Origin of the sequence: Klebsiella terrigena, from assembly GCF_006539725.1 — a bacterium.
Lineage (GTDB): Bacteria > Pseudomonadota > Gammaproteobacteria > Enterobacterales > Enterobacteriaceae > Klebsiella > Klebsiella terrigena.
The window spans coordinates 62276-87484 of record NZ_BJNO01000006.1 but is presented as its reverse complement, the minus strand read 5'-3'; the positions used below and the strand labels follow the sequence as shown (position 1 = coordinate 87484).

At 56.1% G+C, this 25209-nt stretch carries 21 protein-coding genes, 2 pseudogenes and 1 riboswitch; of the genes and pseudogenes, 11 read left to right on the top strand and 12 right to left on the bottom strand.

Annotated features, from left to right (window positions below; all coding sequences use genetic code 11):
* Positions 1 to 93: 93 nt before the first annotated feature.
* The gene (locus tag RTE01_RS09760; RefSeq protein ID WP_134526680.1) at positions 94 to 1671 is read left to right on the top strand and encodes an EAL domain-containing protein; all 1578 of its coding nucleotides are present in this window, start codon (positions 94 to 96) and stop codon (positions 1669 to 1671) included.
* Positions 1672 to 1709: 38 nt separating this feature from the next.
* On the opposite strand, the gene yoaE is transcribed toward RTE01_RS09760, so the two are convergent.
* Positions 1710 to 3269, bottom strand: coding sequence for a CNNM family cation transport protein YoaE (gene yoaE / locus RTE01_RS09755; RefSeq protein ID WP_041146192.1), 1560 nt, complete (start codon positions 3267 to 3269; stop codon positions 1710 to 1712).
* Between the two features lie 447 nt (positions 3270 to 3716).
* On the opposite strand from yoaE, the gene manX reads away from it, so the two are divergent.
* The 5 genes from manX (at position 3717) to mntP (ending at position 7922) form a co-directional block, all read left to right on the top strand.
* Positions 3717 to 4688 carry a PTS mannose transporter subunit IIAB gene (gene manX, locus RTE01_RS09750; protein ID WP_041146193.1) on the top strand — a complete coding sequence of 324 codons (972 nt, stop codon included), beginning with the start codon at positions 3717 to 3719 and terminating at the stop codon, positions 4686 to 4688.
* 55 nt (positions 4689 to 4743) lie between these two features.
* Positions 4744 to 5544, top strand: a complete 801-nt coding sequence (locus RTE01_RS09745; protein ID WP_041146194.1) for a PTS mannose/fructose/sorbose transporter subunit IIC — start codon at positions 4744 to 4746, stop codon at positions 5542 to 5544.
* A 12-nt stretch (positions 5545 to 5556) separates the two neighbouring features.
* The gene (locus RTE01_RS09740) at positions 5557 to 6408 is read left to right on the top strand and encodes a PTS mannose transporter subunit IID (RefSeq protein WP_041146195.1); all 852 of its coding nucleotides are present in this window, start codon (positions 5557 to 5559) and stop codon (positions 6406 to 6408) included.
* 62 nt (positions 6409 to 6470) lie between these two features.
* Positions 6471 to 6929: a DUF986 family protein gene (locus RTE01_RS09735; RefSeq protein WP_041146196.1), complete on the top strand. Its 459-nt coding sequence runs from the start codon at positions 6471 to 6473 to the stop codon at positions 6927 to 6929.
* 199 nt (positions 6930 to 7128) lie between these two features.
* Positions 7129 to 7239: riboswitch (yybP-ykoY riboswitch) on the top strand.
* Positions 7240 to 7355: 116 nt separating this feature from the next.
* Positions 7356 to 7922: a manganese efflux pump MntP gene (gene mntP / locus RTE01_RS09730; RefSeq protein WP_041146197.1), complete on the top strand. Its 567-nt coding sequence runs from the start codon at positions 7356 to 7358 to the stop codon at positions 7920 to 7922.
* 3 nt (positions 7923 to 7925) lie between these two features.
* Here the strand turns inward: mntP and rlmA are convergent, their stop codons facing one another.
* The 6 genes and pseudogenes from rlmA to mgrB form a co-directional block, all read right to left on the bottom strand.
* Positions 7926 to 8720 carry a 23S rRNA (guanine(745)-N(1))-methyltransferase gene (gene rlmA / locus RTE01_RS09725; RefSeq protein ID WP_141334953.1) on the bottom strand — a complete coding sequence of 265 codons (795 nt, stop codon included), beginning with the start codon at positions 8718 to 8720 and terminating at the stop codon, positions 7926 to 7928.
* Positions 8721 to 8781: 61 nt separating this feature from the next.
* Positions 8782 to 10527, bottom strand: coding sequence for a peptidoglycan glycosyltransferase FtsI (gene ftsI, locus RTE01_RS09720; RefSeq protein WP_115192398.1), 1746 nt, complete (start codon positions 10525 to 10527; stop codon positions 8782 to 8784).
* A 191-nt stretch (positions 10528 to 10718) separates the two neighbouring features.
* On the bottom strand, positions 10719 to 10928 hold the full coding sequence (gene cspE / locus RTE01_RS09715; protein WP_001062678.1) for a transcription antiterminator/RNA stability regulator CspE: 210 nt from the start codon (positions 10926 to 10928) through the stop codon (positions 10719 to 10721).
* A 12-nt stretch (positions 10929 to 10940) separates the two neighbouring features.
* Positions 10941 to 11085: pseudogene (locus RTE01_RS09710) on the bottom strand (DUF2627 domain-containing protein).
* Positions 11086 to 11718: 633 nt separating this feature from the next.
* Entirely contained in the window at positions 11719 to 12006 is a 288-nt protein-coding gene (locus RTE01_RS09705) for a YebO family protein (protein WP_141334951.1), read from the bottom strand.
* A 74-nt stretch (positions 12007 to 12080) separates the two neighbouring features.
* On the bottom strand, positions 12081 to 12224 hold the full coding sequence (mgrB, locus tag RTE01_RS09700) for a PhoP/PhoQ regulator MgrB (protein WP_041146201.1): 144 nt from the start codon (positions 12222 to 12224) through the stop codon (positions 12081 to 12083).
* Between the two features lie 160 nt (positions 12225 to 12384).
* Between mgrB and RTE01_RS09695 the strand changes: the two genes are divergently transcribed.
* A complete protein-coding gene (locus tag RTE01_RS09695; protein WP_041146202.1) occupies positions 12385 to 12624 on the top strand; it encodes a YobH family protein in 240 nt (79 codons plus the stop codon).
* 66 nt (positions 12625 to 12690) lie between these two features.
* On the opposite strand, the gene kdgR is transcribed toward RTE01_RS09695, so the two are convergent.
* Positions 12691 to 13482, bottom strand: a complete 792-nt coding sequence (gene kdgR, locus RTE01_RS09690) for a DNA-binding transcriptional regulator KdgR (protein ID WP_041146203.1) — start codon at positions 13480 to 13482, stop codon at positions 12691 to 12693.
* A 177-nt stretch (positions 13483 to 13659) separates the two neighbouring features.
* Between kdgR and RTE01_RS09685 the strand changes: the two genes are divergently transcribed.
* Positions 13660 to 15033, top strand: coding sequence for an MFS transporter (locus RTE01_RS09685; protein ID WP_134526686.1), 1374 nt, complete (start codon positions 13660 to 13662; stop codon positions 15031 to 15033).
* Positions 15034 to 15111: 78 nt separating this feature from the next.
* Here RTE01_RS09685 and htpX read toward each other — a convergent pair whose 3' ends face one another.
* The 4 genes and pseudogenes from htpX to RTE01_RS09665 all read right to left on the bottom strand — a co-directional run bounded on the left by htpX (position 15112) and on the right by RTE01_RS09665 (position 19572).
* Positions 15112 to 15993 (bottom strand): protease HtpX, encoded by an 882-nt coding sequence (gene htpX, locus RTE01_RS09680; RefSeq protein WP_134526689.1) that lies wholly within the window; start codon positions 15991 to 15993, stop codon positions 15112 to 15114.
* Positions 15994 to 16231: 238 nt separating this feature from the next.
* A complete protein-coding gene (gene prc, locus RTE01_RS09675; RefSeq protein ID WP_141334949.1) occupies positions 16232 to 18280 on the bottom strand; it encodes a carboxy terminal-processing peptidase in 2049 nt (682 codons plus the stop codon).
* Positions 18281 to 18299: 19 nt separating this feature from the next.
* Positions 18300 to 18977, bottom strand: coding sequence for an RNA chaperone ProQ (gene proQ, locus RTE01_RS09670; RefSeq protein WP_135184323.1), 678 nt, complete (start codon positions 18975 to 18977; stop codon positions 18300 to 18302).
* Positions 18978 to 19058: 81 nt separating this feature from the next.
* Positions 19059 to 19572, bottom strand: a pseudogene (locus RTE01_RS09665) (GAF domain-containing protein).
* A 132-nt stretch (positions 19573 to 19704) separates the two neighbouring features.
* Between RTE01_RS09665 and yebS the strand changes: the two are divergent.
* The 3 genes from yebS (at position 19705) to rsmF (ending at position 25150) form a co-directional block, all read left to right on the top strand.
* A complete protein-coding gene (yebS, locus tag RTE01_RS09660; RefSeq protein ID WP_134526695.1) occupies positions 19705 to 20988 on the top strand; it encodes a membrane integrity lipid transport subunit YebS in 1284 nt (427 codons plus the stop codon).
* Positions 20957 to 23590 carry a PqiB family protein gene (locus RTE01_RS09655; RefSeq protein WP_134526698.1) on the top strand — a complete coding sequence of 878 codons (2634 nt, stop codon included), beginning with the start codon at positions 20957 to 20959 and terminating at the stop codon, positions 23588 to 23590. Before yebS ends, RTE01_RS09655 begins: the two co-directional genes overlap by 32 nt.
* Positions 23591 to 23716: 126 nt before the next feature.
* Entirely contained in the window at positions 23717 to 25150 is a 1434-nt protein-coding gene (gene rsmF, locus RTE01_RS09650; protein ID WP_115192394.1) for a 16S rRNA (cytosine(1407)-C(5))-methyltransferase RsmF, read from the top strand.
* The last annotated feature ends 59 nt before the right edge of the window (positions 25151 to 25209 follow it).

Here is a 25209-nt window from a genome sequence, read left to right as displayed (position 1 = left end):
GCATTTTTCTTCTGCTATTCATTTACACCCACTACACTTACTGTCTGACGATTGTTATTCTGACCGATACTCAGAGTCGACAGGGTGTCGCGCATGCAGACTGCACATAAGGTCATCACGACATACCGCCGAAAACGTATGGTCGTCTGTTTGATTGTTGCGTTATTAACGTTAACAACCACGCTGGTTATCCGATTTATTTCACAGCGTAGCCTAAATCAGCAGCGGATCCAGACCGTCACCGGCCAGATGGTGCTGGCGATGGATAAAATTCTTCTCCCGCTTGAAAACCAGCACACCTCGCTGCTCAATTTCGTCGGCCAGCCGTGCCGGGATATTCACCTGCCTCTACGCAAGCTGGCGGCCACGCTGCAGACGGTGCGCACCATCGCGCTGGTGAAATCCAGTATTCTTTACTGCTCGAGTATTTATGGCGAACGCAATGTTAACGTTCATCAGCGACAGCCAATGCTGCCGAGCAATCACCCCATTCTGGTATTCTCCACCGATGGATCGCTTCTGGTCGGCTCGCCTGTATTAATACAGTGGTATCCGGTATCCCCCAGCGGCGCCGACGGCGTCATGCTGATGATTAACATTGAGCTGCTGGGGGAGTTAATTCTCAACGCGAAATCACCGCTGATTACCGGTATTGGGCTGCAGGTGGGGGGCAAAAGCTTTATTAACGGCCTTGGTCTGGTGGACCGCGACGCCATTCCCGGCGAGCGCATTATTTATCATCAGAGCTCTTCGCAGTTTCCCTTTACCATTAACGTCAGCGGCCCGGGCGCCTCGGCTATCGCCCTCAACGACCTGCCCGCCGAGCTGCCGCTGGCGCTGATCCTCACGCTGTTGATGACCGGTATTGCCTGGCTAATCACCGCCGGCAGGCTCAGCTTCTCCCGTGAAATCAGCCTCGGGATCGCTTCTCGCGAGTTCGAGCTTTGGTGCCAGCCGCTGGAGGATGCGCGCAGTCAAAGGTGCTGTGGAGTCGAGATCCTGCTGCGCTGGAACAATCCGCGTCGCGGGAATATTTCTCCCGACGTCTTTATTCCCATTGCCGAGGGCTACAATCTTATCGTTCCCCTCACCCGCTACGTGATCGCAGAAACCGCGCGCCAGCTGAAGCTCTTCCCCCAGGACAAAGGTTTCCATATTTCAATCAACGTCGCCGCCCGCCACTTTGCTAACGGCGAACTGCTGCGCGATCTGCATCACTACTGGTTTAGCGCCCATCCCATCCAGCAGCTGGTGGTGGAGTTGACGGAGCGTGACGTGCTGCAGGATGGCGATCGTCATATGGCCGAACACCTGCATTACAAAGGCGTGCAGCTGGCAATCGATGATTTCGGTACCGGCAACAGCTCGCTGTCATGGCTGAAAAAACTGCGCCCCGATATCTTAAAAATTGATAAGTCCTTCACCGGCGCTATCGGCATCGACAGCGTAAATTCGACGGTAACGGATATGATTATTGCCCTCGCGCATCGCCTGGAAATTGTCACTATCGCGGAAGGCGTTGAAACGCAGGAGCAGGCGGAGTATCTGCGTGACCACGGCGTCGATATCCTGCAGGGGTTTCGCTACGCCCGACCGATGCCGATAAACGAATTCCCGCAATGGCTGGCGATGCACAATCTGGCAACGGTGGGAGCAAAGAATAGCGAATAGCCTGCCGGCCCCTTGCGGAGGCCGGCAGGTCGGCGGGATTACTCTTCTTCGTCGTGCTCGTGGCGCGTTTTGACGACGCGGACCAGATCGACACGATAGTTGTTAGCCTCAACGATAGTGAACTGCAGCGGCGCCAGCTCAACGACGTCGCCGGGGCGTGGGATATGGCCGTTGACGGCGATAACCAGCCCGGCAACCGTCGCAATATCCTCTTCTTCGTTGACGATATCATCCAGCCCCAGCGCCTGCTGCAGCGCGTGGAGATCGGTCGAGCCCTTGATCAGCCAGCCGTCGCCATCGGCAACAATCTCCGGCGTCTCATCGGCGTCCGGGAACTCGCCGGCAATCGCCTCCAGCACGTCCAGCGGCGTCACCAGCCCCTGCACCACGCCGAACTCGTTGGTGACAATGACGAAGCTGCCGCGGGCCCTGCGCAGGACGCCCAGCAGATTGATCGGGTCCAGAGTTTCCGGAACCACAATCGCCGGCGATGCCGAAGCAAGCGCCGCCACGTTCTCACCGGCCTCCAGGGCCACCAGCATCTCTTTGGCACGAACGATACCGATGATCTCATCCAGCTCGCCCCGGCACACCGGGAACAGGCTGTGCGGGGAAGAGAGCAGCTGGCGGCGAATCTCATCTTCGCTCTGCTCAGCGTCAACCCAGCTGATTTCACCGCGCGGCGTCATGATGCCGCGCAGCGAGCGCTGGGCAAGCGTCAGCACGCCGTTAATCATGTAGCGCTCTTCTTCGGCAAACTCGCCTTCCGGCACCGGTACCGCAGAAGGCATGTCGCCATCGTGCGTGACCTGATTCTGCTTGCGGCTGCCCATCAGGCGCAGGATCGCATCGGCGGTCCGCGCGCGCAGCGGCAGCGTCGACTGATGGCGGATAAAGTTACGGCGCGCCACCTGGTTGAAGAACTCGATGGTTATCGAGAAGCCAATCGCGGCGTACAGGTAGCCTTTCGGTATATGGAAACCAAAGCCTTCAGCCACCAGGCTCAGGCCAATCATCAGCAGGAAGCTAAGGCACAGCACCACCACCGTCGGATGCTGGTTCACGAAGCGGGTCAACGGCTTCGAGGCCAGCAGCATCACCATCATCGCAATCACCACCGCCGCCATCATCACCGGGAGATGGTTCACCATACCCACGGCGGTAATCACGGCATCCAGCGAGAACACGGCATCAAGCACGACGATCTGCAGCACCACCACCCAGAAGCTGGCGTAACCTTTACCATGACCGGCATCATGCTGGCGGTTTTCCAACCGCTCGTGCAGCTCGGTCGTCGCCTTGAACAGCAGGAATATCCCCCCCAGCAGCATAATAAGATCGCGCCCGGAGAAGGAAAAATCAGCGATGCTGAACAGCGGTTTGGTTAAGGTCACCATCCACGAAATAACCGACAGCAGCCCCAGACGCATGAACAGCGCCAGCGACAGGCCAATCAGACGTGCTTTATCACGCTGCTTTGGCGGCAGTTTATCTGCAAGGATGGCGATAAATACCAGGTTGTCGATACCGAGCACGATCTCGAGGACGACCAGCGTCAACAAGCCGACCCAAATAGAGGGATCCATTAAGAATTCCATGAGTTGCTCCAGTTAACGACGGACGTAGTCATCGCTATGTCATGCACAGGCGAGACAGTTGTTGCTGGTAAAAAAGCGTAGCAGGTAGCGGTGGCAGACTGGTGCCAAAAGGTGAAAAGACGTCGATGAGGGTCCATACAGCGGGCTATGCCCTATACTCCTGAGTAGTTAAACGGAAGCTAAACATAGCAAAAAACAGAACCGGATTGGAAAAAAATTTACCTGTTTTTGCAATAGCTAAGGCTATTTTTTGCGCCGCGAAATTATTATTCGTAGATGCGTGATTAACGGATCTTCATCACATTAATTATTTTTTCACTATCTAAAATAATTCGCTGTAGTGATTATTTTAGATCTTACACCCTTACTGAATCGATTTTGTTCGCAAGAGTGATTCAGGATGTATCACAACAGATGATGCATTCACCATAATAAAGGAGGTAGCAAGTGACGATTGCTATTGTAATAGGCACACATGGTTGGGCTGCAGAACAGCTGCTGAAGACGGCAGAAATGCTGTTGGGCGAGCAGGAAAACGTTGGCTGGATTGATTTCGTTCCCGGTGAAAACGCCGAAACGCTGATCGAGAAGTACAACGCACAGCTGGCGAAGCTGGACACGACTAAAGGCGTGTTGTTTCTCGTCGATACGTGGGGAGGCAGCCCGTTCAACGCGGCGAGCCGCATTGTCGTCGATAAAGAACACTACGAAGTCATCGCCGGCGTTAACATTCCAATGCTGGTTGAAACGCTGATGGCCCGTGACGACGATCCGTCGTTCGACGAGCTGGTGGCGTTAGCGGTGGAAACCGGTCGTGAAGGCGTTAAGGCGCTGAAAGCGAAAGCGGTAGAAAAAGCGGCTCCGGCTCCCGTTCAGGCGGCAGCGCCGCGAGCGGCAACCCCAGCTAAACCGATGGGTCCAAACGATTACATGGTTATCGGCCTGGCGCGTATTGACGATCGTCTTATCCACGGACAGGTCGCGACCCGCTGGACCAAAGAAACCAACGTCACCCGTATTATCGTCGTCAGCGATGAAGTCGCCGCCGATACCGTACGCAAAACGTTGCTGACTCAGGTTGCACCTCCGGGCGTCACCGCCCACGTTGTTGATGTGGCTAAAATGATCCGCGTCTACAACAACCCCAAATACGCCGGCGAGCGCATTATGCTGCTGTTCACTAACCCCACTGACGTTGAGCGCGTTGTTGAAGGTGGCGTGAATATCACCACCGTTAACATCGGCGGCATGGCTTTCCGCCAGGGCAAAACGCAGGTGAACAACGCGATTTCGGTCGATGAGAAAGATATTGAAGCGTTCAAGAAGCTGAACGCCCGCGGTATCGAACTGGAAGCACGTAAAGTTTCCACCGACCAGAAACTGAAAATGATGGACCTGATCGCCAAGGTTAATAAATAACCCTGCGCTCGCGCCTGACTTTTCAACTTAAGACTTAATCAACAGGAGAAGTACAATGGAGATTACCCTTCTTCAGATTGTGCTGGTGTTCATCGTCGCGTGTATTGCGGGTATGGAGTCGGTACTTGATGAATTTCAGTTCCACCGTCCTCTGGTGGCCTGTACGCTGATTGGCGCCGTTCTCGGGGATATGAAAACCGGTATTATCATCGGTGGTACCCTGGAAATGATCGCCCTGGGCTGGATGAACATCGGTGCCGCCGTAGCGCCGGATGCCGCCCTGGCGTCCATCATCTCGACCGTTCTGGTTATCGCGGGCCACCAAAGCATTGGTGCCGGTATCGCGCTGGCTATCCCGCTGGCAGCAGCAGGCCAGGTTCTGACCATTATCGTTCGTACGATCACCGTTGCCTTCCAGCACGCTGCGGATAAAGCAGCGGATAGCGGAAACCTGACGGCCATTTCCTGGCTTCACGTTTCGTCTCTGTTCCTGCAGGCCATGCGTATCGCTATCCCGGCTGTTATCGTCGCTATCTCCGTCGGTACCAGTGAAGTCCAGGGTCTGCTGAACGCCATTCCGGAAGTGGTCACCGGCGGTCTGAACATCGCAGGTGGCATGATCGTAGTCGTTGGTTACGCGATGGTCATCAACATGATGCGCGCAGGCTATCTGATGCCGTTCTTCTACCTCGGCTTCGTTACCGCTGCATTCACCGACTTCAACCTGGTTGCTCTGGGCGTGATTGGTACCGTAATGGCCATCCTCTACATCCAGCTGAGCCCGAAATACAACCGCGTAGCGGGTGCGCCAGCGCAGGCTGCTGGTAATAACGATCTCGATAACGAACTGGACTAACAGGTGAGCGAAATGGTTGATATGACTAAAAATACCACCGAGAAAAAACTCACTCAGAGTGATATTCGTGGCGTGTTCATTCGTTCTAACCTGTTCCAGGGTTCATGGAACTTCGAACGTATGCAGGCGCTGGGCTTCTGCTTCTCTATGGTGCCGGCAATTCGTCGCCTGTACCCGGAGAATAACGATGCGCGTAAACAGGCGATTAAGCGTCACCTTGAGTTCTTTAACACTCACCCTTACGTTGCGGCGCCGGTTCTCGGCGTAACGCTGGCGATGGAAGAGCAGCGTGCTAACGGCGCGGAGATCGACGATGGTGCCATCAACGGTATCAAAGTCGGCCTGATGGGTCCGCTGGCAGGCGTAGGCGACCCGATCTTCTGGGGTACCGTGCGTCCGGTATTCGCGGCGCTGGGCGCCGGTATCGCGATGAGCGGCAGCCTGCTTGGTCCTCTGCTGTTCTTTATCCTGTTTAACGCGGTACGTCTGCTGACCCGTTACTACGGCGTCGCGTACGGTTACCGTAAAGGTATCGACATCGTTAAAGATATGGGCGGCGGCTTCCTGCAGAAACTGACCGAGGGGGCATCGATTCTCGGCCTGTTTGTCATGGGGGCACTGGTTAACAAGTGGACGCACGTGAACATCCCGCTGGTGGTATCCACCATCACCGGTCAGGATGGCCAGACTCGCGTGACTACCGTGCAGACTATCCTTGACCAGCTGATGCCGGGTCTGGTGCCTCTGCTGCTGACCTTCGCCTGTATGTGGCTGCTGCGTAAGAAAGTTAACGCCCTGTGGATCATCGTTGGCTTCTTCGTCATCGGTATCGTTGGCTACGCCATCGGCCTGCTGGGGCTGTAATTATCCTGCTGTACGCCGGGGGCCTGCCCCCGGCTTTTTTTTAGCTTTTGTTCGGAGGATGGATGACTCTCACGGATCTGGTGCTGGTTCTGTTTATTTTGCTTCTGCTGGCATTTGCGATTTATGACCAGTTTATTATGCCGCGCCGTAACGGCCCGCAGCTGCTGGCCGTTCCCCTGCTCCGTCGCAGCCGCGTTGATGGGATAATCTTCGTCGGCCTCACCGCCATCCTGATTTATAACAACATTATCAGCCACGGCGCGCTCATCACGACCTGGTTATTATCTGCTCTGGCATTAATGGGGTTGTACCTGTTCTGGATCCGCACGCCGAAGATCATCTTCAAGCCGACTGGCTTTTTCTTCGCCAATATCTGGATTGAATATAAGCGAATTAAAGAGATGAATTTATCGGAAGACGGCGTGCTGGTGATGCAATTAGAGCAAAGACGCCTGCTTATTCGCGTACGAAATATCGACGATCTGGAAAAGATATACAAACTTCTCATTTCTACTCAGTAAGTTACAAATATAGCCTGCGCTATATTTCAGCCGATTCCGGCAGAGGGATACATAGCCATTGCTATATTCCCTCTGCCCACTTCACTCATATTTATTAACCAATTATTGACACCTAAATTCAAATGAAAATCGTTATCATTTGGTTATTAAAATATCTAAATGGTGTTATTGTTTTATATTCTCAAAATATGTTAAGGTTGCGCCCGTCGTTGGGGAGTAGCCGATCTTCTGTCCGCCAGGCCAGAAGATGTACGTGTCAACATACTCGTTGCAAAACGTGGCACGTACGGGTTGAAGAACGCATTCAATCAGGCGAGACCATAGGCACATCACTGCGGTACGCAATGTATAATCATTAGAGCTATTGCGTATATTTACTGGGGGCAGCGATGTGTCATATGGAATATCCCCGGTCAGGACGCACTCATGAACTTATCCGCAACGATCCTTCTGGCCTTTGGCATGTCCATGGACGCCTTCGCCGCCTCTATCGGTAAGGGTGCAACTCTCCACAAACCTAAATTTTCCGAAGCGTTACGCACCGGGCTTATCTTCGGCGCGATTGAAACGCTGACCCCGCTTGTCGGCTGGGGAATGGGGATGCTTGCCAGCCAGTTCGTCCTCGAGTGGAATCACTGGATTGCCTTTGTGCTGCTGGTTTTCCTCGGAGGCCGAATGGTCATTGAAGGATTTCGCGGCGGCGCCGGCGACGAGTGCGAAGCGCCCCATCGTCACGGCTTTTGGCTGCTGGTCACCACCGCCATTGCCACCAGCCTTGACGCCATGGCCGTTGGCGTCGGTCTGGCATTCCTGCAGGTGAACATCATTGCCACCGCGCTGGCGATTGGCTGCGCGACGCTGGTGATGTCAACGCTGGGTATTATGCTGGGACGGTTTATCGGCCCGCTGCTTGGCAAACGGGCTGAAATTCTCGGCGGGATTGTGCTTATCGGTATCGGGACAGAAATTCTCTGGAGCCACTTCGCCGGTTAGCGATCAGGCATCACGCTGCCAGCAGTGGATCATAAAATCGGTCTGGCAGCCGAATCGCGCCTGCTGACGCAGCGTTTCACGCACCGGCGGTTTCGCCCGCCATGCAAACGGCGTCATCTGCAGCAGCGCCTCGGCCTCACTTCCGCTTAGCGTCATGGGATACGCCAGCTGCTGCTCATGGCGCAGGGTAAAACCGGTCATCTCTTCCGTATTCTGCTCGTGCAGATGCACCTCGTCGTAAATCAGGCCTTTTAGCTCAAGCAGATGCTTCGGACCCGGCGTCGCGGTAACCACCCAGCCTCCGGGTCTGACCACCCGCGCCAGCTCGAGCGCGTTGCAGGGCGCGTAGATCCGCACCACCGCATCAAAGCTGCTATCAGCAAACGGCAGACGCTGGCTGGAAGCGACGCAGAAATTCACCTGCGGATAGCGTTTGGCCGCCGCGCGAACCGCTGATTTAGAGACGTCGAGGCCCCAGCAGCGGGCTGAAATAGCGGCAAACGCGTGGGTGTAGTAACCCTCGCCACAGCCGATGTCCAGCAGGTCGGCTGGCGCACAGGTCTGCAGAAACTCGCCGATCGCATCACGCAGCGGCTGGTAGTGGCCGGCATCGAGAAAGGCGCGTCGCGCCTGCATCATCTCCGCACTGTCACCCGGATCGCGCGAGCGTTTGAACTGCACCGGCAGCAGGTTAACGTATCCCTCCTTTGCTAAATCAAACTGGTGCCGCTGCGGGCAGATATAGCTATTTTCGCGGCGATCAAGCGGCGCGTGGCAAAGGGGGCAACTGTAAGACATGACAACTCCGGTGTCGCTGAAAGAGCGAAAGTGTAGCGTTATTCGCTCTTTCAGACCACTGTTACAGCGCCGGAGGCAGGCTCTCGTCGTTATGCATAACGATAAGATTGTCCGAGCCCGCCGGCATTCCGTCCGGCATGACGTTTTCGAGCCGCAGGACGTCGCCCATTATCTGGCTAAATACCGGCGCCGAAACGGCCCCGCCGTAATAAGAGCCGTTGCTGGGGTCGTTGATCACCACCACCAGCGCAAACTGCGGGTTGCTGGCCGGCGCCACGCCCGCGGTATAGGCAACATATTTATCGATGTACTTGCCGTCCGGGCCAATTTTTTTCGCGGTCCCGGTTTTTACCGCAATGCGATAGTCGCGGACGGCCGCTTTTGTCCCGCCGCCGCCCGGCAACGCCACGCTCTCCATCATATGCTCTACCTCATGGACGATCTGTTCCGGCATCACTCGCGTACCGATAACCGGCGGATCGATGCGGGTAATCGACAGCGGCCGCTCGATGCCGAAGCCGCCGATGGTGGCGTAGACGTGCGCCAGCTGCAGCGGAGTGACCATCAGGCCGTAGCCGAAAGAGAAAGTCGCGCGATCCAGCTGGCCCCAGTAGCGGCGCTGGGGCATCAGCCCCGCGCTTTCCCCGGTGAGCCCGAGGCCCGTCGGGTCGCCAAAGCCAAAGGCCTTATAGGTGTCGATCAGGTGCTGGACCGGCATAGCCAGAGACAGGTGCGAGACGCCAACATCGCTGGATTTTTGCAGAATGCCGGTGAGGGTCAGCTCCGGGTAGTAGCCGACATCGCGAATGCGGTGACCGTCAAGAACGAAAGGATGGGTATCTACCACGCTGTCAGGCTGCACAATCCCCTGCTGCAGCGCCGTCATCAGCACCAGCGGCTTCACCGTCGAGCCCGGCTCAAAGGTATCGCTGATGGCGCGATTACGGAAATCATCCAGCCGGGCGTTATCGCGATTATTGGGGTTAAAGTCCGGATAGCTGGCCATCGACAGGATTTCACCGGTATCAATCTTAATGAGCACCGCCGCTCCGGACTCGGCCTTGTTCCAGCTGACCGCATTATCCAGCGCATCCTCGGTGACCGTCTGCAGCCGCTCGTCGATACTCAGCTGTAAATTGTGCGCCGGAACCGCCGCCACCTCGGTGATATTTTCAATCACGTGGCCGTGGCGATCTTTACGCACCAGCCGACGTCCGGCCTTTCCGGTGAGCTGGGCGTTGAAGCTTTTCTCAACCCCTTCAATTCCCTGATTATCGATATTGGTAAAACCAAGCAGGTTGGCCGCAACGTGGCCCGCCGGATAAAAGCGTCGGGATTCATCGCGCAGGTTAATCCCCGGCAGATGCAGCTTATCGATCCACTCGGCCTGCTCCGGGTTAACCTGGCGCGCCAGATAGACAAAGCGCATATGGGGATGAGCCTGAACCCGTTTCGCCAGGTCGCTCAGGTTAAGGTGCAGCGCTTCCGCCATTGCCTGCCAGCGTGGCCCATAGCCGACGCCCCCTTTCTCGACGATCGTTTGCGGGTCGGCCCAGATTGCGCTAACCGGTACGCTGACCGCCAGCGGGCGATTCTCGCGGTCGCTTATCATCCCGCGCTGAACGTCGATAGGCTCTTCGCGCAGCGAACGCATATCCTCTTGTTTAACCAGATTATCGGGGGAGACAATCTGCAGCCATCCCACCCGGCCTAAAAGCAGCCCAAGGCAGCTGAGGATCGCTGCACACAGTAGCCCAAAGCGAATCGGGGTGAAATTCGCGCCTGTCTTAGTTTTGTTCTTTTGCACCGTAGCTCCAGCATTATTTTGCAACCCTCTGATTTAACAGAAAATCGACAAAACAGGATGCGAAACAGTGCTAATAAAGGTGTTGTTTTGCAACAAAGCGCAACGGAGGGGGAAAATCGGAAATGTTTTGCAATAAATGCTAAAAAGCCCCGCAAAGGCGAGGCTTTCTTTACAAGCTGAGTGGTCTTGAATCAGATAGCAGTTACGTTAACTGCTGCCGGACCTTTCTGGCCGTCCTGAATTTCGAACTCAACGTTCTGGCCTTCAGCCAGAGTTTTGAAGCCATTACCCTGGATGGCGGAGAAGTGTACGAACACGTCTTTGCTGCCATCAGCCGGAGTAATAAAGCCAAAACCTTTAGACTCGTTGAACCACTTAACTTGACCTTTAATCTTTGCCATTTGCAAAATTCCTTAGACTGTTTTCTTCGCCCGTAGGCGCTTACATAGATAAAACTGACACACTACTGCATGAGGCACTAATATAAGGTTCGGCAGAGAAGCGGTATTCAACGACAACGTGTTTACTCAGGACTTCTTTACTGAAAATGCCACACATAAACAGAACTGTACCTCGTTTAACCCGAAAGGTGTTATCACATACAACGTTAATAATGGCAAGCCATTTTTAAACGGCTCTCGATCCTTCGCACAAAATATAAGGGAATCATTTGACCAACTGCACATTTATGCGCCTTTTCTCGCCCGTCGTTAATGCCGGGGCGCGCGGCAAACATCCCATTATGCATGGATGAGCGCTGCAACTTTTTCACCGTAGCTCAACAACTTCGCTCCGTCCAGCCCGCCAGGCATGCACCCTGCCAATTTTAAGGGGTTACGTCCGGGTCGCTGCATAACGATGCGCATAAACGCGCATATTGATAGTTGAAAATTGGCTTAGGCCGAGAATATGCAGGGTTAATTAAATCCTGTTAGCCACGCGATAAATAGTGTTTATATTGCATCTTAATAATGAATTTTCGATGACACACACTTTCATCATGCAATTAAATCACGATGTTATTATTTTATTTGAATAGCTCAAAAATCCATAGCTTATTGGATAAAATTGCGATCGCTAACACATTAAGTGACATAAGAAATGTGGCAATAAGCACGGAAGGATAAGAATAAGTTATTGCGTAAGGCGATGAGGCAGGCGTACACCAGTGCGGTGTACACCCTTTAGCAGCTACCGCTCAGCGACGAGACGGATAAAGTCGTCGTCCTTCCCCTTCTCAACGGCTGAAGGTTCGGCAGCCTCTTCCTTTTCAGGTTCATTGGCTTCGCAGAGCCGACGCAGCAGCGCGTTTTGGCGCTTTTGCTGATCCAGCAGAGCCTGCAGCAGCGCAATCTGCTCGTTGGCGCGCGAACTTGCGCGATTAACAAAAAACCATAACAACAGGCCGACAAGCAACAGCACAATGGAAAGCGCCAGCGATGCCAGATTTACGATCCCAGGACTTAGTAACTCACTCATTTCACCACCTCAAAGAGAAGGCGTTTATTCTACCACCCGCGCAGCAGAAGAAAATCAGTCGTAATAAAAATGTCTTACCAGGGGATGAATTTGTTGATGGTGCAGATGCCGCTGAAAAACTGCACATCCTGATCGCACATTACGTTAAGCATCTGAGTCCACAGCAACAAACAGCCCGCTATGACAACAATCAGCAAAACCCAGCGTAATTTTTTCACTCCACACTCCGCATCAATACCAGATGTTGCCAGGATAGCACGCTCATCTTAAACCGCGGCTAACTGTAATACGAAACGCAAGTTTCAGAATCATAGACTTGTTTCAACTCGTGTACCTGTCAAAATAAACGCCGAGGATAATACAAATTATGAGGCAACAATGCGATTGATCATTCGTACGATTGTAGTACTGGCTATCTTATGGATTGGCGTATTATTAAGCGGCTACGGCATGTTGATTGGCAGCAATGAGAACGCAGCGGGGCTGGGCCTCCAGTGTAAATATCTGACCGCTCGCGGTACCACAACCGTGCAGTACGTTCATTCTGACAGCGGTATTATTGGTCTGACCGACTGTCCGGTTCTGCGTAAAAGCGAAACCGTTATCGACAAAGGTTAATCCGCTCCGGGCTACAGCAGGAAGCGTCTTCCCGCTGTAGCCCGACGCAGCTAGCGCCCGCCGCTGTCAGAACGGATAGTCGTTATAGCCCATCTGCTCAGAAATTTTACGCGCCGCGGTGTGCAGCATTTCAACGTATTCATGCAGACGTTCCTCCGAGAAGCGCAGCGTCGGGAAAGAGATACTCAACCCGGCAATCACTACGCCAAAGCGGTCGAAGACCGGTACACCAATGCAGCGTAGCCCCTCTTCCTGCTCTTCGTTGTCTTCGCCATAGCCCTGCTGACGAACGCTGTCCAGAACCCCCAGCAGCTCTTCGGTGCTGGTAATCGTCCGGTCGGTGCTGCGCTTATACTCGACGTCTTCGAGGATCTGCTCCACCTCGGCGCGGTCGCGCCACGCCAGCAGCACTTTGCCGATAGCGGTGCTGTACAGCGGGTTGCGGCGGCCGATGCGCGAATACATGCGCAGGTTGTACATCGAATCGATTTTATGGATGTAGACGATACTGTCTTCGTCCAGCGCACCCAGATGGATAGTCTCTTTCGTCAGGCGCGACAGCTCGCGCATCTGAATATCCGCACTGCGCACCAGATCGACATTCTGCAGCGCGCGCGCGCCCAGCTCGAACAGCTTCAGCGTCAGGGAGTACTTCTCAGACTCCCCTTCCTGGGCAACGTAGCCCAGCGACTTCATGGTCTGCAAAAAGCGATAAACGGTGCTTTTTGACATCATGACGCGCTGAGATAGTTCGGTAATACCAATTTCACGCTCTTCGCCAAGCGCCTGCAGGATGCCAAAAACCTTCAATACTGAAGAGACAGAATCTGGCTGTTTATCCAAATCTGCAACTGCCATTTATCACCTCATCGCAACTGTTTTATAAAAATTAGAACCGGTTTTTATTATAAATTCGCAACCCGATGCCCGCAATCGTTCTTCTGCCCATTCGTTACAAATCTGCGACATACCGCCGAATAATCAATGCTAAAATCATTACCCAGAGAATAGTTACGATAAAGACACAAGCTTAACATGGATAAAAACGTTCCCGATGGTCTGCCACTGCCGCAGCGTTACGGCGCCATTCTGACCATCGTTTTAGGCATCGCGATGGCGGTACTCGACGGCGCCATTGCCAACGTGGCCCTGCCGACCATCGCCACCGACCTTAACGCTTCGCCCGCCGCCTCAATCTGGATAGTCAACGCTTACCAAATCGCCATCGTCATTGCGCTCCTGCCGCTCTCCTTTCTGGGTGATATGTTCGGCTATCGACGCATCTATAAAATCGGTTTGCTGGTGTTTACCTTTACCTCACTGGCCTGCGCCCTCTCCCACTCGCTGGAGATGCTGACTCTCGCCCGCGTAGCCCAGGGCCTCGGCGGCGCCGCGCTGATGAGCGTGAATACCGCGCTCATTCGTCTTATCTTCCCGAAACGCTTCCTCGGACGAGGAATGGGGATCAACTCGTTTGTGGTCGCCGTCTCATCCGCGGCCGGCCCGACGATTGCCGCCGCTATCCTCTCCGTCGCCTCCTGGCAGTGGCTGTTTTTAATCAACATTCCGCTGGGGATTATTTCGCTGACGCTCGCCATGCGCTACCTGCCGGCCAACAGCAGCCGCAGCAGGATCACCCGCTTCGATCTCCCCAGCGCTATCATGAATGCGCTGACGTTTGGCCTGCTGATCGTCGCGCTCGGCGGCTTTGCGCAGGGGCAGTCCGGCCAGCTGGTGCTGGCTGAATTGGCGGCTATGCTGGTTATCGGGTTCTTCTTCATTCGCCGCCAGCTGCGGATGCCGGTGCCGCTGCTGCCGGTTGATCTGCTGCGTATTCCGCTTTTCTCACTCTCCATCTGCACCTCAATCTGCTCCTTCTGCGCCCAGATGCTGGCGCTGGTTTCGCTGCCCTTCTTCCTGCAGGCGACGATCGGACTCAGCGAGGTCGAAACGGGACTGCTGCTGACCCCCTGGCCGCTGGCGACCATGGTGATGGCGCCGCTGGCGGGTTACCTGATTGAGAAAATTCATGCCGGGCTGCTGGGAGCAATCGGTCTAACGGTCATGGCCTGCGGTCTGTTTGGCCTGGCGCTGCTGCCCTCATCGCCGTCCGACCTCGATATTATCTGGCGCATGGCGCTCTGCGGCGCGGGCTTCGGCCTGTTCCAGTCGCCGAATAACCACACTATCGTCTCATCGGCCCCGAGCCACCGCAGCGGAGGGGCCAGCGGAATGCTCGGCACCGCCCGACTGCTGGGACAAAGCACCGGCGCGGCGCTGGTCGCGCTGCTGTTCAATCTGCAGGGTAACGGCGGCACCCATACCGCGCTGCTGCTGGCTGGCGGACTGGCGGTAGTTGCGGCCACCGTGAGCGGCCTGCGCGTCACCCAGCCGCGCCCCGGACAATAGCCCGCCCGATTACGGCACAAAAAAAACCGCAGCCCGATTAAGGCTGCGGTTTTTGTTTCTACGCTCTGAAGAAGAGGATTACTTCAGGTATTCCCCGCTGCGCAGAGCTTCGATACGTTTATCCAGCGGCGGGTGCGTCATAAACAGCTCGCTCATCGACTTCGCTTTGCCGTTGATGCACAGCGCCATCATGCTGCTGGCTTCCTGCGGCTCGTAGCTGGTTTTCAAACGCTGCAGGGCGGCGATCATTTTCTCACGGCCGACCAGACGGGCAGAGCCCGCGTCCGCATGGAACTCGCGGTAGCGCGAGAACCACATGGTGATGATGCTGGCCAGAATCCCAAACACCAGCTCCAGAACGGTGGCGACGGCAAAGTAAACCAGCGGGTTGCCGTTGCTGCTCTCGCCTTCATCGCGGTTGCCGCTAAGGAATCCTGCGGCAATTTGCGCGATAACGCGCGAGATAAAGATAACGAAGGTGTTCACCACCCCCTGAATCAGGGTCATGGTCACCATATCGCCGTTGGCAATGTGGCTGATTTCATGGGCAATAACGGCTTCCGCCTCGTCACGGCTCATGTTTTGCAGCAGCCCGGTGCTGATGGCAACCAGCGAAGCATCACGGCGTGCGCCGGTGGCAAAGGCGTTAATATCCGGCGCATGGTAGATAGCAACCTGCGGCATGCCGATGCCCGCCTGCTGCGCCTGCTGCGCGACGGTATTCATCAGCCAGCGTTCGGTTTCGTTACGCGGCTGCTCAATGACTTCCCCACCCACCGATTTTAGCGCCATCCATTTCGACATCAGCAGCGAAACGATCGAGCCACCAAAACCAAAAAGCAGCGCCATGATCAGTAGCCCGGTCATGCTGCTTGACTGTATTCCCGTCAGGCTCAGCACCAGCCCGAACACCGCCATAACGGCCAGGTTGGTCAACAGGAAGAGCGCGATTCGCATCATAATTTTCTTCTAACCTCGATTTAACAAAACGCACTATGCGATTACCCATATCGTATGGGTACAACGTTAATTTTCAACCATCCTCCCCCGCTAAGTCACGAGAAAGACACAACTTTACATTTTGTAGCATATCGCTGACATCTGCATAATATATTGACATCGCGCGCGGGGGAATCGAGGTTTTTGACGGCAGGATCGGATAAAAAAAACGGGCACAACATGTGTGCCCGTCGGGTGCTTATTTGCTAACCGGTGGTTCCACCGCCGGCTGGTCTTTCTCCAGATGGGCCAGGTCGCGCGCGATATGGACCGTTTCATCAAGATACGGATCCGGCTCCTGGTAATCCTTCGGCAGATCGTCCAGCTTCTTAAGCTGTGGTTTGCCTTCACGTTTCAGGCGATCGTTAATGCGGGCCAGACGAGTCGCATCATCCTCTTCGTTCTCTTTCTCACGCTGGGCGTAGTTCAGAGAAACGATATTACGCTTGTCTTTCATTGCGTTATAGCGAGCGATGTCCTTCATGATGTACTGGAATTCCGGATCTTTGGCAATCCGCTCATCATGCAGTTTCAGCAACCCGGCGCCGAACGGCGTTAAGTCGCCGGACTTGACGTAGGTGGCTGCATTCACGCTATCCCACGGCAGAGCGTTATCTTCATACTGCTCGCCGGTCTCGCGATCTTCAGTGCCGGTTGGCATCATGATGTCCGGCGTTACGCCCTTACGCTGAGTACTGCCGCCGTTAATACGGTAGAACTTCTGGATGGTGTACTGTACGGAACCCAGCGCCGGCCAGTCCGGACGCAGCATCTGATCGTAAATGCGGTTCAGGGAGCGGTACTGCTGCACGGTGCCTTTACCGAAGGTTGGCTCACCGACGATCAGTCCGCGCCCGTAGTCCTGCATCGCCGCGGCGAAGATTTCAGAAGCCGAAGCGCTGAAGCGGTCAACCAGTACAACCAGCGGGCCTTTGTAGTACACGACGCCGTCAGTATCGCTGTCTTCACGCACTTTACCGTTGTTATCACGCACCTGCACTACCGGGCCAGACGGGATAAACAGACCGGAAAGCGATACCGCCTCGGTCAGCGCCCCGCCGCCGTTGCTGCGCAGGTCGATAACGATACTGCTGACGTTCTGTTTTTCCAGCTTCTGCAGCTGAACCTTGACGTCATCCGTCAGGCCAACGTAGAAACCAGGGATATCCAGCACGCCGATTTTTTCTTTACCAACGGTTTTCACCGACATTTTAACCGCGCGGTCTTCGAGACGAATTCGCTCGCGGGTTAGCGTGACGATGCGCGTTTTCGCGCCCTTGCCTGCAGGCAGCACTTCAAGGCGAACTTTACTGCCCTTCGGCCCTTTGATCAGCGCCACCACGTCGTCAAGACGCCAGCCGATCACGTCAACCATGCCCTTGCCGGCCTGGCCGACGCCTACGATACGGTCGCCAACGCTAATGGACTTGCTCTTCGCCGCCGGCCCGCCGGCCACCAGCGAGTTGATCACCGTATAGTCGTCGTCCATCTGCAGCACCGCGCCGATCCCTTCTAACGAAAGGCTCATTTCGGTATTGAACTGCTCGGTATTGCGCGGCGACAGGTAGTTGGTATGCGGGTCGATTTCGCGGGCAAAGGAGGTCATAACCAGCGAGAACACATCTTCACTATTGGTTTGCGCCAGACGGCGAATAGCAAACTTATAGCGACGGGTCAGCGTTTCGCGGATCTCTTTGTCGTCTTTACCGGCAAGCTTCAGGCTCAGCTGGTCAAACTTCACCTTGGCATCCCACAGCGCGTTCAGCTCGGCCTCGTCTTTCGGCCAGGGCGACTTGCTGCGGTCAAGGTTGAAGTTATCGTTGCCGGTAAAGTCCATCGGACGCTCCAGCACCTTCAATGCGTACTGATAGCGTTCGAAACGGCGCTTCTGTCCCAGGTTATACAGGTCGTAAAAAACGTCCAGTTTTCCGCTGCGCAGCTCGTCGCCGATTTGATTTTTCCTGGAGGCAAACTGAGCAACGTCGCTGGCCAGCAGCACGTTGTGGCTGTAATCCAGCAGGTTCAGATAGCGGTCAAAAATTTTTGCCGAGAAGGCGTTATCGAGATCGAACTGTCGATAGTGCGAACGAGTAAAGCGCGAGGTTACGCGCTCACTCACCGTCGCGTGCTGCGGCTCTTCTTTCAGCACGGGGATTTGATCGGCTCGGGTAATATCATCCACGGCAAACGCATGGCCTGCTATTACTAGCAGGCCCGCAAGCGCGGTGAGCTTAAAGAATGTGTTCATGCCTGGCCCGGCCTCCGTTTCAGAACACCAGGTGTTCTGCGCGTACAATCATTGACATACCAGAAGTCAGCTGTACACGAACGCCATCTTTGGTGATTTCCAGAACGGTGGCGTCCATTGCGTTATTGCCTGCTTTCACCTTCAGAGCCTGGCCGACGGACAGCACGGTCAGATCTGATACAGGAGTATGACGCTCTTCGCGCGGTGCTTTCGCAACGGCGGGACGCGGCTTACGCTGTTCGGTGCCTTCTTTGCGGCGAACCTGAGGACGTGGCTTACGCTCACGACGGGCGCCGTCTTCCTGCTGACCTGCAGCGGCAGCTGCGGCTTCGCGTTTTTTGGCCTGCTGGCCTGCACGCTGTGCCTGGACGCGAGCTTTTGCTTCTTCGAGCTGCTGACGGGCATGAGCAACGTGCTGCTCTTCCAGTTCGCCGCACGGGTTGCCGTCGAGGTCGACGCGAATCGCCCCAGGCTTAACGCCGTACAGATAGCGCCAGCTCGAAGTATAAAGACGTAAAGCGGCACGAAGCTGGGTTTTGCTGAGATTCATCTCACCCCCAACGCGCTCAACGAGATCCTGAAAAATACCGACTTTCAGGGGGCGAGCTTCACCTTCAGCGCTGAAGCACTGTGGGAAACGTTCGGCCAGAAATGCGATAACTTCTTTACTGCTATTCAACTTAGGTTGATTTTCCATGAAATTTCCTGATTACAACGGACGTAGCCAACAAGCCGCAGGCATGAACAGGCGCCATTATAATGACGCCATCGCTAAATGCTACGTTATCCGTTGATTATCCTGCGACGTGGGTGAATATTTTTTGATAGTCGGTCGCAGAAATGAGTTTTTCCAGCTGCGCTACCAGTTCCGTAAGCCCTTGTTCATCCTCAGCGGTGAAGCGGGCGTACGCGGTGCTGTCGATATCCAGGACGCCAATAATCTGACCGTTCACCCGCAGCGGGAAGACAATCTCCGAATTGCTGGCGGCATCACATGCGATATGCCCGTCAAAGGCGTGAACATCCTCCACGCGCTGCACGCGATTCTGCGAAACGGCAGTACCGCAAACGCCCCGCCCAACCGGAATTCGCACGCAGGCCAGCTTGCCCTGGAAGGGCCCGAGCACCAGCGTATCGCCTTCGAGTAGGTAGAACCCGGCCCAGTTTACCTCGCTCAGCCGCTCAAACAGCAGCGCGCTGGTATTAGAGATCGTGGCCAGAAAACTGGTTTCTCCTGCCATTAATGCCTGAAAATCACGGTTCAGATCCGCGTAAAATTCTGTTTTGTTCATTATGTAATCACTTAGTTGTCTTACTCTCTTACACTGACTGCCTAATAAAATAAGCATTAAATGCGTTCAGGCTCAAGATGAATTCATTCCTGGGTTAATATAGTGAAATACATTCATTGCCGTACGTAATAAATGCCACTAAAAACACCCCAGATTACGCCAGCGAAAAAGATGACCGTACATGCGGTCGGTTCGCCGTTGCCTCAGGCCCACTATCACCGCTGCCCGCAGTGCGACATTCTGTTTCGCCTGCCGGTGCTTAAGCGCAATCAGAGCGCCTGGTGCCCACGCTGCAGCGCCAAAATACGCGACGGCCGCGACTGGTCGCTTTCGCGCCTCGGCAGTATGGCGATCGCCATGATGCTGCTGATGCCTTTCGCCTGGATGGAGCCTTTACTGCGTTTGCACCTGCTCGGCGTGCGTATCGACGCTAACGTATTACAGGGCATCTGGCAAATGACCGACCAGGGCGATCCGCTGACGGCGGCGATGGTGCTATTTTGTGCCATTGGCGCGCCGGCCCTGCTGGTTATCTCCATCGCCTATCTTTGGCTAGGCAACGTGCTGGGGATGAACCTGCGCCCGGTGCTGCTGATGCTGGAGCGGCTAAAAGAGTGGGTGATGCTCGATATCTACCTGGTGGGCATCGGCGTGGCCTCGATCAAGGTCCAGGATTACGCGTTCCTGCAGCCCGGCGTCGGGCTTATCGCCTTTGTCTCATTGACGCTGCTCAGCATCCTTACGCTCATTCACATGAACGTCGAAGAACTGTGGGAGCGATTCTACCCCGAGCGCCCGGCGCTGCGTCCGGACACGAATCTGCAGGTGTGCACCGGCTGCCACTACACCGGGCACCGCGACGCCCGCGGTCGCTGCCGTCGCTGCCATACGCCGCTACGCCACCGTCGGCCGCAGAGCTTGCAGAAGAGCTGGGCGGCGCTGATTGCCTCGATGATGTTCCTGCTCCCCGCCAACCTGCTGCCGATCTCGATTATCTACGTTAACGGCGCGCGCCAGGACGATACGATCCTCTCCGGGATTCTGTCGCTGGCCAACAGCAACGTCGCCATTGCCGGCGTGGTGTTTATCGCCAGTATTCTGGTGCCGTTTACCAAAGTTATTGTGTTGTTTACGCTGCTGGTCAGCATACAATTCAGGTGCGAACAGGGGCTGCGCACCCGCATCCTGCTGCTGCGGCTGATTACCTGGATTGGCCGCTGGTCGATGCTCGATCTTTTCGTTATCTCATTAACCATGTCGCTGATAAACCGCGATCAACTCCTCGCTTTTACGATGGGGCCTGCTGCGGTATATTTCGGCGCCGCGGTAATATTAACTATCCTTGCTGTTGAATGGCTGGACAGCCGCTTACTTTGGGACGCACATGAGTCAGGAAACGCCCGCTTCGCCGACTGAAGCCAAAATTAAAACCAAACGTCGCATCTCGCCATTCTGGCTACTGCCGGTCATCGCGCTGATGATCGCCAGCTGGCTGATCTGGACCAGCTATAGCGATCGCGGGACGACGATCACTATCGACTTTCAGTCGGCTAACGGGATTGTCCCCGGACGCACGCCTATCCGCTATCAGGGGGTAGAAGTGGGCACGGTGCAGAATATCTCGCTGAGTAAAGACCTGAGTAAGATAGAGGTTTCGGCCAGCGTCAAAAGCGATATGAAAGATGCCCTGCGCAAGGACACGCAGTTCTGGCTGGTCACGCCGAAAGCCTCGCTGGCGGGCGTTTCCGGCCTTGATGCGCTGGTCGGCGGCAACTATATCGGCATGATGCCGGGTCGGGGCGAACCTGAGGACCACTTTGTCGCCCTCGATACCCAGCCGAAGTACCGTATCAATAACGGCGAGCTGATGATTCATCTCCACGCCGCGGATCTCGGCTCGCTAACCAGCGGGTCGCTGGTCTATTTTCGCAAAATTCCCGTTGGCCGGGTCTACGACTATGCGCTCAACGACGGCAACCAGGGGGTCACCATTGACGTGCTGATCGAGCGCCGCTTTACCAATCTGGTTAAAAAAGGCACCCGCTTCTGGAACGTTTCGGGCGTCAAGGCCGACGTCGGGTTTAGCGGCGCTAAAGTGGAACTGGAAAGCCTTTCGGCCCTGGTTAACGGGGCGATTGCCTTCGATTCCCCCGACGATTCCAAAGCCGCTCAGCAAAACGATGAGTTCGGGCTGTACGAAGATTTGGCCCACAGCCAGCGCGGCGTGCTGGTGACGCTCGATTTACCCGACGGCACGGGCCTGAAAGCCGGCTCTACGCCGCTGATGTACCAGGGTCTCGAGGTCGGACAGCTGACTAAGCTCAACCTCCAGCCCGGGAGTAAAGTCACCGGCGAGATGACCGTCGATCCCAGCGTCGTAACCCTGCTGCGTGATAAGACGCTTATTCAGATGAAAAAGCCGAAAATTTCGCTGGATAACCCAAGCCTCAGCGCCCTGCTGACCGGCAATACCTTTGAGCTGGTTCCGGGAGAGGGTGAGGCGCGCAGCCACTTCGTGGTGCTGCCGGCGGATAAATCGCTGCTGGAGGAGCCCAACGTCGCCGCCATCACGCTGACGGCATCGGAGAGCTTCGGCATTGACGCCGGACAGCCGCTGGTGCTGCACGGCGTGAAAATCGGCCAGGTGCTGGAGCGCAGGCTGACGGCGAAAGGCGTCACCTTCCAGGTGGCCATTACGCCGGAATACCGCGACCTGGTGCACGGAGACAGCAAATTTGTGGTCAACAGCCGCCTCGACGTTAAGGTTGGCCTCGACGGCATTAAGGTGCTTGGCGCTAGCGCCAGCGAATGGGTTGACGGCGGTATCCGCATTATTCCCGGCGCCAAAGGGGCGATTCAGTCCAGCTATCCGCTGTATGCCAATATGGAAAAAGCGCAGGAGAATAGCCTGAGCGACGTCCCGACCACCACCCTGAGCCTCACGGCGGAAACGCTGCCGGATGTGCAGGAAGGCTCGGTGGTGCTCTACCGCAAGTTTGCCGTGGGCGAGGTGACCTCCGTCAGGCCGCGCAGCAACGCGTTTGATATCGACCTGCACATTAAGCCGGAATATCGTCATCTGCTCACCGGCAACAGCGTGTTCTGGGCAGAAGGCGGCGCGAAGGTCCAGCTCGACGGCAACGGCCTGACCGTGCAGGCTTCGCCGCTGGCTCGCGCCCTGAAAGGGGCAATCAGCTTTGACGAGCTGAGCGGCACCAGCGCCAGTGCCCGCAGCGGTAATAAGCGTATTCTGTATGCTTCAGAGACCGCCGCCCGCGCGGTAGGCGGGCAGATAACCCTGCACGCCTTCGATGCGGGAAAACTCTCCTCCGGCATGCCTATCCGCTACCTGGGGATTAACATCGGCCAGATCCAGTCGCTAAACCTGATCACCGCCAAAAACGAAGTGCAGGCGAAAGCCGTGCTCTACCCGGAGTACGTAGATACCTTCGCCCGCGGAGGCACCCGATTCTCGGTGATCACCCCGCAAATTTCCGCGGCGGGCGTCGAGCATCTGGATACCATCTTCCAGCCGTATATCAACGTTGAGCCAGGTCGGGGAACGCCGCGCCGTGACTTCGAAATCCAGGAAACGACCATTAGCGACTCTCGCTATATCGATGGCCTGAGCATCGTGGTTGAGGTTCCGGAAGCCGGTTCGCTGGATATCGGCACGCCGGTGCTGTTCCGTGGCCTCGAGGTGGGGACGGTCACCGGGCTGACGCTGGGATCGCTGTCGGACCGCGTGATGGTCAAACTGCGTATCAGCAAGCGTTACCAGTATCTGGTGCGTAACAACTCGGTGTTCTGGCTCTCTTCCGGCTACAACCTCGACTTTGGCCTGATTGGCGGAGTGGTAAAAACCGGGACCTTCAATCAGTTCATTCGCGGCGGCATCTCCTTTGCCACCCCGCCGGGCACGCCGCTGGCGCCAAAAGCGCAGGATGATAAGCACTTCCTGCTGCTGGAGAGCGAGCCGAAAGAGTGGCGCGAATGGGGCACCGCCCTGCCGCGCTAGCTCGCGGATTGTTGGAGCTCAGCCGCCGCCCCGGCGCCTGAGCTCCGCGCTGGCTAAACGCTCCGGTGTCCGATGCCGGAGCGTTTATGGTAAACTGCGCACCCTTTTTTCTTGTGGTGCGCTCCAGTGGCTCAAAACGCTGTCTTTTTTCCTGACGAATTCCTCGCTCAAATGCGTGCGGCAATGCCGACACATCTCTCTTTCGATGATTTTATTGCCGCCTGCCAACGTCCGCTACGCCGCAGCATCCGCGTTAACACGCTGAAAACCAGCGTGGCCGACTTTCTGCAGCTGGTCGCCCCCTACGGCTGGCAGCTTACGCCGGTGCCGTGGTGCGCAGAGGGATTTTGGATCGAGCGCGAGGACGAGGAGTCTCTGCCGTTAGGCAGCACCGCAGAGCACCTCAGCGGACTCTTCTATATTCAGGAAGCCAGCTCAATGCTGCCGGTGGCCGCCCTGTTTGCCGATGGCGATATGCCGCAGCGGGTGATGGATGTCGCCGCCGCGCCGGGGTCAAAAACCACGCAAATCGCCGCCAGGATGGGGAATAAAGGCGGGATCCTCGCCAACGAATACTCCGCCAGCCGGGTCAAGGTCCTGCATGCCAATATCAGCCGCTGCGGAATAAGCAACGTTGCGCTGACGCATTTCGATGGCCGGGTATTTGGCGCCGCGCTACCGGAGAGCTTCGATGCGATCCTGCTCGACGCCCCCTGCTCCGGTGAAGGCGTGGTGCGTAAGGATCCCGAGGCCTTGAAAAACTGGTCCCCGGAAAGCAATCAGCAGATTGCGGCAACCCAGCGCGAGCTTATCGATAGCGCCTTTCACGCCCTGCAGCCGGGCGGTACGCTGGTGTACTCAACCTGCACCCTGAACCGCGAAGAAAATGAGGACGTGGTGCAGTGGCTGCTGGCCCGCTATCCGCAGGCGGTGGAGACGCTGCCTCTCGGCTCGCTCTTCCCCCAGGCCAGCGAGGCCCTGACGGCGGAGGGCTTTCTTCACGTCTTCCCGCAGATTTATGACTGCGAGGGCTTCTTCGTTGCCCGTCTGCGTAAAATCGCCGCCGTTGAACCGCTGCCGGCGCCGGGCTACAAGGTGGGTAAGTTTCCGTTTATCCCGATGAAGCGCCGGGAAAGCGCCGCCGTGTCGGACGCCGCGGCGGCCGTTGGTCTGCGCTGGGATGAGAGCCATACCCTCTGGCAGCGCGATAAGGAAATTTGGCTATTCCCTCAGGCCCTGGAAGCGTTTATTGGCAAGATCCGCTTTTCGCGAATTGGCATCCGGCTGGCGGAAACGCACAACAAGGGCTTCCGCTGGCAGCACGAGGCGGTCATCGCCCTTGCCGCATCCGCGACGCCTTTTGCGCTGACGGAGAGTGAGGCCGAAGAGTGGTATCGCGGCCGCGATATTTACCCGCAAACCCCGCCGCAGCAGGACGAAGCGATCGTCACATACCAGGGCGCAACCCTCGGCCTGGCGAAAAAAGTGGGTTCACGCCTGAAGAACAGCTATCCCCGCGAGCTGGTGCGTGACGGGAAGCTATTTGCCGGCAAGGTGTGATTGAGCGCAAAAAAACAGCACTTTTTCACTGGCTATTTGCGCCCCATTGTCTACGCTGA